The organism is Pseudonocardia sp. ICBG1293, assembly GCF_020131355.1.
In the GTDB taxonomy this organism is placed as follows: domain Bacteria; phylum Actinomycetota; class Actinomycetes; order Mycobacteriales; family Pseudonocardiaceae; genus Pseudonocardia.
In genome coordinates this window covers 1-8,178 of record NZ_JAHLEL010000066.1, presented here as the reverse complement: position 1 = coordinate 8,178, position 8,178 = coordinate 1, and the positions used below count along the sequence as shown (strand labels likewise).

Here is an 8,178-nt window from a genome sequence, read left to right as displayed (position 1 = left end):
CTCGACTACGTCGCGATGGACGAGGAGGCCGGCCAGGAGGAGGGCTGGTTCGACGCCGCCCAGTTCGAGGAGAACATGTCCACCCACTACGGGCGGATGGTCCACCTGGACGACAAGACGATCATGTTCGCCAATCCCGAGGACGCCGCCGAGTACATCGACTTCGATCTGAAGCCGGTGAGCTGACCCGCTCCTCACCCGGATCGCACCGCCCGGGACGACGACCCGTCCCCGGCCCACCACGGCCGGCGACGGCCCGGGCGGTGCGTCCACCCCCGCGCAGCGCGCCTGGACGGCGTCACGGCTGCGCACGTTGATCCACACCCGCGCACCTGGACCGACTCTTTCTCCGGGAGGACCCACCATGGCCAAGGAACTCCGCTTCGGCGCCGAGGGCCGTCATCTGCTGCAGGCCGGCGTCGACCAGCTCGCCGAAGCCGTCAAGAGCACGCTCGGCCCCAAGGGTCGCAACGTCATCCTGGAGAAGATCACGGGCTCGCCCGAGGTCACGAACGACGGTGTCACGATCGCCCGCGAGATCCACCTGCGCGACCCGTTCGAGAACATGGGCGCCCAGCTGGTGAAGGAAGCCGCGGTCAAGACCAACGACACCGTCGGGGACGGCACCACGACCGCGACCGTCATCGCACAGGCCATCGTCCGCGAGGGCATGGCCGCCATCGAGCGCGGCGGCAACCCGGTGCTGGTCAAGCGGGGCATCGACATCGCGGTGGGCGCCCTGGTCGACCGCCTGCAGACGGTCTCGCACCCGGTCAGCACCGAGGAGGACTACGCGCGCGTCGCCTCCATCTCGGCCAACGACGACTACACGATCGGCCGCGTCGTCGCCAAGGCGCTGCACACCGTCGGCGACGACGGCGTCGTCACCGTCGACGACACCCCGCTGCCGGGGGTCTCGGTGGACTTCGTCGAGGACTTCGAGTTCGACAACGGCTACGTGTCCCCGTACATGGTCACCAACCCGGGCACGCTCGAGGCGATCGTCGACGACCCCTACATCCTGTTCACCGCGCACAAGATCAAGGACGTCCAGCAGATCATGCCGGTGCTGGACCGGATCATGCGCAACGAGCGCCGCCCGCTCGTCATCGTCGCCGAGACCGTCGAGGGCACCGCCCTGCAGATGCTGGTCCACAACCACGTCAACGGGCACTTCCAGGCCGTCGCGATCAAGGCACCCGGCTTCGGCGAGAAGCGCATCCACCTGCTCGAGGACATGGCCGCGCTGTGCGGGGGACAGGTGCACTCGCGCAGCTCGTCGTTCTCGCTGGAGCAGATCGACGTCGAGCACCTGGGCCGCGCCGTGCAGGTGCAGGTCACCAGCGAGGGCACCACGATCATCGGTGGGCACGGGGACAAGCAGAAGCTGGAGTACCGGCTGTCGCAGCTGCGCGCCGAGCTGGCGCGCGCCACGATCGGCACCGACGAGGACTTCTTCTCCGACCGCATCGCCCGGCTGTCCGGGAAGGCCGCGATCATCTCGGTCGGGGCGCCGACCAACGCCGAGGCACGCGAGATCCGGCACCGCGTGGACGACTCGCTGCAGGCGACCCGGGCCGCGGTGGCCGAGGGCATCGTCGCCGGTGGTGGCGCCGCACTGCTGCACGCCGAGCCCGCGCTCGACGAGCTCGACGTGACCGGGGACTACCGGATCGGCGTCGAGATCGTCCGGCACGCGCTCACCGAGCCCGTGCACCTCATCGCCTCGAACGCCGGCTACGACGGCGACGACGTGGTCAAGCAGGTGACGACCATGGGCGTCGACGAGGGCTTCGACGCCCTGGAGGGCCGCTTCGGCGACATGGTCGAGCTGGGCATCATCGATCCGCTGCGGGTCGTGCGCTCCGCCCTGCAGAACGGGGCCTCGGTCGCCGGGCTCATCCTCACCACCAACTCGCTGGTGGCCGAGGAGGTGACGCCCTGGAACAAGGCACTCATGACCGAGTTCGGTCAGCTCGACGAGGGCATCCCGCAGCCGAGCCCGGACTCGAGCACACCCCAGTCGATGGGGCTCGGTCCGTCGGTCGGGTAGGTACCGCCCGGTCACAGCGAACAGGGGGAGCGGCCCGGCACGCGCTGCGCGTGCCGGGCCGCTCCGCGACAGTGGAGAGGTGGTCGTCGTGGACCGGTGCTGCGGGGCGCCCCAGGGGCGCGGTGGTCTCCCGGCGGTCGTCGACGCCCAGGTGCACGGCTGGGACGGCCGTCCGCACAACCAGGCCCGTCCGGCGGGGGAGCAGTTCGTCGCCGACCTGCTGCACCGGCACCGGATGGTCGACCCGTCGCCGCGGCCGCTGTCGGCCGACGCGTTCGAGCTGGTCACCCCGCAGGCGCTGGCGGCACACGTGCTGTCCGCGGTCGACCGTGCGGTGCTCGTCCCGGCCGGGTTCGAGGACCTGTTCGTGCTCGGGTTCGCCGCGCCCGCCTGGCACAGCGAGCTCGCCGCCGCGCATCCCGGACGGCTCGTGCCGGCCGGGGAGCTCGACCCCGCGGACCGGTCCCGGGCCCGCGGCATCGGCGCCCGGGTCGCCCACGACGGGCTGCGCGCGCTGACCGTGCTGCCCGCCCGCCGCCCGGAGACCGCGCTGTCGCTGCGTGCCCCGTGGCTGCGGCGGACCCTGGTGCGGGCCGAGCAGTCCGGGGCCGGGGTGGTCCACATCGGGGTCGCGCCGACCGCACGACCGTCGCGCGCCGCGCCGGGGTGGGCGCACGCGGGCGTCGTCGCCGACGGGGACGCCGTGCCGCGGCCCCGCTGGCCGGAGTGGGCCGAACCGGTGCGCGCGGGTCCGCGCTCCGGTGCGGGTCCGCAGCGCCGGGCCGCTGCCGGCCGGCGCCGTCGACGTGGCCGAGGTCGCGGCGCTCGCCACGGCGCTGCCCAGGATCCGGTTCGTGGTCGGGGCGGCCTGCGCCCCGACCGCGTCGCTGGTCCGGCTGGCCCGCCTGCCCAACGTCCACGTGCTGCTCACCGACCTGCTGATCGCGTTGCGCCGCCACCGGGTGCCCGCCGCCGAGGCGCTGGGCGAGCTCCTGGCCGCCTACGGACCGGACCGGCTGATGTTCGGCAGCGGCTACCCGCTGGTGCGGCCGGCCCGGCTGATCCGTGACCTGATGACCTTCCGGTACCCCGAGGAGCTGCGCGGCCGGTTCCCCGAGCTCGACGACGATGTCCGCGCCGCCCTGCTCGGCGGCACCGCCGCCCGGCTGCACGGGATCGACCTGGGCTGCGCCACCCGTTCCCCGGGCGCGCGACGGCGGGGCATGCTGAGCCCCGCCTGAATACAGTAGAGGCAACCCTAAGCCGATGTCCTAGCATTCCGCCGGACGAGCGGAAGGAACGGACATGGGACTGACCCGGCGACAGATGCTCCTGGGGACGCTGGCCGCGGCCGGCGGTGCCGCGCTGGCCGGCTGCGGCGGTGGCGGCGGGCAGGCCGGCGGCCCGGCGCCGGAGGGGCCCGCCGCCGAGGGCTTCCCGGTGACCCTCGACCACCGGTTCGGCCGGACGACGATCCCCGCGCCGCCGCAGCGCGTCGTGAGCATCGGCTACAGCGACCACGACGCCGTCCTCGCGCTCGGGGTGCCGGTGGTCGGTGCCCGCTACTGGTACGGCGACGAGCAGCAGGTCGTCCAGCCGTGGGCGACGGCGGCAGCGCAGCGGACCGGCGCACAGCCGACCGTGCTGAACATGAGCTCGCCGGAGCCGGAGAAGATCGCCGCCCTGCGCCCGGACCTGATCATCGCGATCTACTCCGACCTGGACCAGCAGAGCTACGACCAGATCAGCGCGATCGCGCCGATCGTCGCCGCACCCGCCGAGTACGACGACTACGGCGTCCCGTGGCAGGACACGACCCGCATCATCGGGCGCGCTCTCGGCCGCTCGGGGCAGGCGGACACGCTGGTCGCCGACCTCGAGGCCCGGTTCACCGCTGCGCGCGACGCGAACCCGCAGTGGGCGGGCAAGCAGGTCGCGGTCGCCACCTACGGCGCGGACTCGCTCTCGGTGTTCGCCTCGCAGGACCCGCGGTCCCGGTTCTTCACCTCGCTCGGGTTCACCGTCCCGCCCCGCTACGACGAGCTCGCCGGCGAGACGTTCTACGCCGACATCAGCTTCGAGCAGGCCGCCGAGCTGGACACCGACCTGCTCGTGTGGGACCAGCTCTCGTTCACCCCCGGTGGGCGGGCGACGGTGGAGAACAACCCGCTGGTCGGCCGGCTCGCGGCGAGCCGGGAGGGCCGGAGCGTGTTCCTGGAGGGCGCGTCGGAGAACGCGTTCGGCTGGCAGACGGTGCTGAGCCTGCCCGCCGCGCTCGACGGCGTCGTGCCGATGGTGGAGAAGGCGTTGCCGCGGACCTGACCGCGCCGCCCCGGTCGGCCGGGCCGCGGCGGGCCGGCCGTGCGGCCGTGGCCCGCCGTGCCGCCGGGCGGGCAGGCCGGACACCGACATGCAGCCGGGGGAGGCCTCGCGGGCCCGACGGGCCGGCCGCCGCCCGGCGGGCGGGGCGGAGCTCAGCCGGGGGGGTGCGGCGACGCCGGACGGCCGGGGTGAGCAGCAACAGCGCGGCCGCCGTCGTGCCGAAGGCGGCGGCGAAGCCGAACGGCTCGGCGATCGCACCGAGGCCGGTCGCGCCCAGGCCGGTCCCGGCGTCGTAGGCGATGTTCCAGGCGGCGCTGGCCGTGCCGTAGTGCAGCGGCCCGGCCGCGGCGAACAGCGCGACCATGGCGTCGTTCTGCACCAGCCCGAACCCGGTCCCGACGACGGCCGCCCCCGCCACCAGCAGGACCGCCGCGAACGGCGCCGCGAGCACCCCGAGCAGCCCGACCGCGGCGCAGGCCGTCCCGACCGGCAGGAGGGTGCCGGGTCGTCCGCTGCGGTCGGTGAGCGTGCCCGCGACGCCCCGGCCGACCAGCGCCCCCAGGGCGGTGGCGAACAGCGCGGCGGGCACCGCGACCGGGGCACCGGGGGCGGCGAGCGGGGCGAAGGTGATCACACCGCCCTGCGCGGTGGAACAGCCCAGCATCGCCAGCACCGGCGCGGCGGGGAGCCGCCTGCGGGGCTCGCGGGGGTGCGGTCCGACCTCGTCGCGGCGGGGAGCGCGAGCCCGCCGGGGACCCCGCAGGAACGCCACCACCAGCGCCGCGGCGACCGGGGTGATGCCGGCCAGCAGGAACACCCCGGTGAACCCCACCGCGTCGACGACCGCGACGCCCGCCGGCAGGAACAGCAGCTGGGGCAGGCCGACCGCGTAGCCGTAGCGCGCCGAGGCCCGCCCGTGCGCGGACGGCTCCACCAGCTCCGCGACGAGCGCGCTCCCGGCGACGGTGGCCATTCCGAACCCGACCCCGCGGACCGCGGAGACGGCCAGTACCGGACCGAGGTCGGCGGTCAGCGCGAGCAACGGCGTCGGGAGCCCGAGCAGCAGCGACCCCGCGACCAGCACCGGACGGTGTCCGACCCGGCGCAGCATCGCGGGCACGAGCAGCTGGGTGCCGACGGTGACCGCCATCAGCACCCCCGTGCTCAGCCTCGCGCCGAACTCGCCGGACCCGCCCCGGGACACCCACAGCGGGACGACCGGGAGCAGCAGGGCGTAGCCGCCGAACGCCAGTGCGGTCGCGGCGAGCAGCAGGCGGAACGGGAGCGACGACAGCGAGCGGGGCACGCCCCACCGTGTCAGACCGCAGTGGCCCCGGCCCGCCCCTCCCCGGATCCGGGACTCGGCCGTCCGCCGGGGTGAGTTCCGACGCCGTTCTCCGAGCCGACGCTCCGCCCTGCCCGCACGAGCGGCCCGCGCTGCCCGGCGTGGCCCGGGGGCGGGCGGTCCGGTCGCCGGGATGCACCTCAGCGGAGCGGGAGTGGGGGATCTCCCCGGCCCGCTGAGGTGCGTCTCGGCGCCGGAGTGCGCGCCCGGGTGCAGCGCAGGGATGCCGACGGTGCCCCTGCACGACCCCTGGGGTGCTGCTCGGCGGGGGACGGCGGGGCGATGTGCAGCTCCACGGGGAACGGCCGCGGCCCGGCCTCTCGGGGTGAGGGGCCGGGCCGCGTCGTTGCGTGGGGGTCAGGACCCGTTGCGGATCCATTCCTCGAGGTGGGGTGCCTCGTCGCCGATCCTGGTGGAGTCGCCGTGCCCGGTGCGGACCCGGGTGTCGGCGGGCAGCGTGAGCAGGGTGGTCCGGATGGACTCGATGATGGTGTCGAAGCTGGAGTAGGAGCGTCCGGTCGCGCCGGGACCGCCCTGGAACAGGGTGTCGCCGGTGAACACGATGCCGAGCTCGGGGGCGTAGAGGCAGGACGAGCCCGGCGAGTGACCGGGGGTCTGCAGGACGGTCAGGTCGATCCCGCCCGCGGTCAGGACCTGCCCGTCGGCCAGCTCCCGGTCGGGCTTGCGGTCGGGCCAGGTCATGTCCCAGAGGACCAGCTCGGCCGGGTTGAGCAGGATCGGCGCGCCGAAGCGGTCGGCGAGGGCGGGCGCCTGGTTGACGTGGTCGTCGTGGGCGTGGGTGCACACGACGGCCTTGACCGTCCGGTCGCCGACGGCGGCGGCGATGGCGTCGGCGTCGTGGGCGGCGTCGATGACGAACACCTCGCGGTCGTCGCCGACGATCCAGACGTTGTTGTCGACGTCGAAGGAGCCACCGTCGAGGTTGAAGGTGCCGGAGGTGACGACGTGGTCGATCGGGCTCGCCATCAGAGGATCACCACCGAACGCAGGACCTCACCGGAGTGCATCTTCTCGAAGGCGGACTCGATGTCGTCGATGCCGATCTCCTCGGTGACGAACTTGTCGAGCGGGAAGCGGCCCTGCAGGTAGAGGTCGACGTAGGTCGGGAAGTCGCGGCTGGGCAGGCAGTCGCCGTACCAGGAGGACTTGAGGGCGCCGCCGCGGCCGAAGTAGTCGATGAGCGGGATCGCGGGGGCCTGCAGGTCGGGGGTCGGGACGCCGACCAGGACCACGGTGCCGGCGAGGTCGCGGGCGTAGAACGCCTGCTCGTAGGTCTCCGGGCGTCCGACCGCCTCGACGACCACGTCGGCGCCGTTGCCGTCGGTGACCGACCGGATGAACTCGACCGGGTCGGTGTCCTTGGCGTTGACGGTGTGGGTCGCGCCGAACCCCTTGGCCCACTCCAGCTTCCGTGGGTCGGTGTCGACGGCGATGATCGTGGTGGCGCCGGCGAGCGTGGCCCCGGCGATGGCGGCGTCACCGACGCCGCCGCAGCCGATGACGGCGATGGAGTCGCCGCGTCCGACCTGCCCGGTGTTGACCGCGGCGCCGAGACCGGCCATGACCCCGCAGCCCAGCAGCCCGGCGACCTTGGCCGGGGCGTCCGGGTTCACCTTGGTGCACTGTCCGGAGTGGACGAGGGTCTTCTCGATGAAGGCGCCGATCCCGAGGGCGGGGGAGAGCTCGGTGCCGTCGGTCAGGGTCATCTTCCGGGTGGCGTTGTGGGTGTCGAAGCAGTACTGGGGCCTGCCCTTCTTGCAGGCCCGGCACTGCCCGCAGACGGCGCGCCAGTTGAGGACCACGTAGTCGCCGGGCTCGACGTCGGTGACGCCCTCACCGACGGACTCCACGACGCCGGCGGCCTCGTGGCCGAGCAGGAAGGGGAACTCGTCGTTGATGCCGCCGAGCTTGTAGTGCAGGTCGGTGTGACAGACCCCGCAGGCCTGGATCTTCACCACGGCCTCACCGGGGCCGGGGTCGGGGACGTTGATCGTCTCGACGGTGACCGGCTCACCCTTGGCCCGGGCCACGACGCCGCGTACCTGCTGTGCCATTGCTCGTACTCCACTCGTCCTCGATGCCGCCCGCTCGGGACGGATGCTCGGATGGCGACTCTGGCATGAGTGACCGGACGGTGCCAGGTCGGCACGGGCCCTGCAACAGGTGTTTCCCCGGTGCGGGAGGGGGCGGCACCGGCCCACGGATCGCGTGGGCCGGTGCCGCCCCCGGGGGACCTCAGAAGTCGAAGTCGCCGCCCATGTCCATCCCGCCGTCGTCGAAGCCGGGGTCCTCGGCCGGCGGCTCCTCCGCCGCGGCCAGGTCCTCGTCGGCACCGGCGTCGTCGAACATCGCGCCGGCGATCGCCGTGCCGATGAACGCGCCCGCGACACCCGCGAGCAGCGATCCGGCGATCATCCCGCCCATGCCCGGCCCGCGG

Annotated in this window: 6 protein-coding genes and 2 pseudogenes; 4 read left to right on the top strand and 4 right to left on the bottom strand. The window is 73.9% G+C overall.

Annotation, left to right across the window (positions count from 1 at the left end; translation table 11 throughout):
- The 4 genes from KPF47_RS35435 to KPF47_RS35420 form a co-directional block, all read left to right on the top strand.
- A partial coding sequence (locus KPF47_RS35435) for an MmoB/DmpM family protein (protein WP_224392888.1) occupies nucleotides 1-186 on the top strand: 186 nt, incomplete at its 5' end.
- A gap of 178 nt (nucleotides 187-364) precedes the next feature.
- The gene (gene groL, locus KPF47_RS35430) at nucleotides 365-2,053 is read left to right on the top strand and encodes a chaperonin GroEL (RefSeq protein ID WP_224392513.1); all 1,689 of its coding nucleotides are present in this window, start codon (nucleotides 365-367) and stop codon (nucleotides 2,051-2,053) included.
- A 560-nt stretch (nucleotides 2,054-2,613) separates the two neighbouring features.
- On the top strand, nucleotides 2,614-3,294 hold the full coding sequence (locus KPF47_RS35425; protein WP_224392887.1) for an amidohydrolase family protein: 681 nt from the start codon (nucleotides 2,614-2,616) through the stop codon (nucleotides 3,292-3,294).
- A 64-nt stretch (nucleotides 3,295-3,358) separates the two neighbouring features.
- The gene (locus KPF47_RS35420; RefSeq protein WP_224392511.1) at nucleotides 3,359-4,375 is read left to right on the top strand and encodes an iron-siderophore ABC transporter substrate-binding protein; all 1,017 of its coding nucleotides are present in this window, start codon (nucleotides 3,359-3,361) and stop codon (nucleotides 4,373-4,375) included.
- A 280-nt stretch (nucleotides 4,376-4,655) separates the two neighbouring features.
- Here KPF47_RS35420 and KPF47_RS35415 read toward each other — a convergent pair.
- The 4 genes and pseudogenes from KPF47_RS35415 to KPF47_RS35400 form a co-directional block, all read right to left on the bottom strand.
- Nucleotides 4,656-5,681: pseudogene (locus KPF47_RS35415) on the bottom strand (MFS transporter); the annotation flags it as partial.
- Between the two features lie 396 nt (nucleotides 5,682-6,077).
- Entirely contained in the window at nucleotides 6,078-6,707 is a 630-nt protein-coding gene (locus tag KPF47_RS35410; protein WP_224392509.1) for an MBL fold metallo-hydrolase, read from the bottom strand.
- A complete protein-coding gene (locus KPF47_RS35405; RefSeq protein ID WP_224392508.1) occupies nucleotides 6,707-7,795 on the bottom strand; it encodes an S-(hydroxymethyl)mycothiol dehydrogenase in 1,089 nt (362 codons plus the stop codon). The genes KPF47_RS35410 and KPF47_RS35405 overlap by 1 nt, the downstream gene beginning before the upstream one ends.
- Nucleotides 7,796-7,976: 181 nt before the next feature.
- Nucleotides 7,977-8,178 (bottom strand): annotated as a pseudogene (locus tag KPF47_RS35400) (hypothetical protein); the annotation flags it as partial.

What these genes read in the sequence shown, in the direction of transcription:
- groL (WP_224392513.1), top strand. Translation starts at nt 365, where the DNA reads ATGGCCAAGGAACTCCGCTTCGGCGCCGAGGGCCGTCATCTGCTGCAG.
- KPF47_RS35420 (WP_224392511.1), top strand. Translation starts at nt 3,359, where the DNA reads ATGGGACTGACCCGGCGACAGATGCTCCTGGGGACGCTGGCCGCGGCC.
- KPF47_RS35410 (WP_224392509.1), bottom strand. Translation starts at nt 6,707, where the DNA reads ATGGCGAGCCCGATCGACCACGTCGTCACCTCCGGCACCTTCAACCTC.
- KPF47_RS35405 (WP_224392508.1), bottom strand. Translation starts at nt 7,795, where the DNA reads ATGGCACAGCAGGTACGCGGCGTCGTGGCCCGGGCCAAGGGTGAGCCG.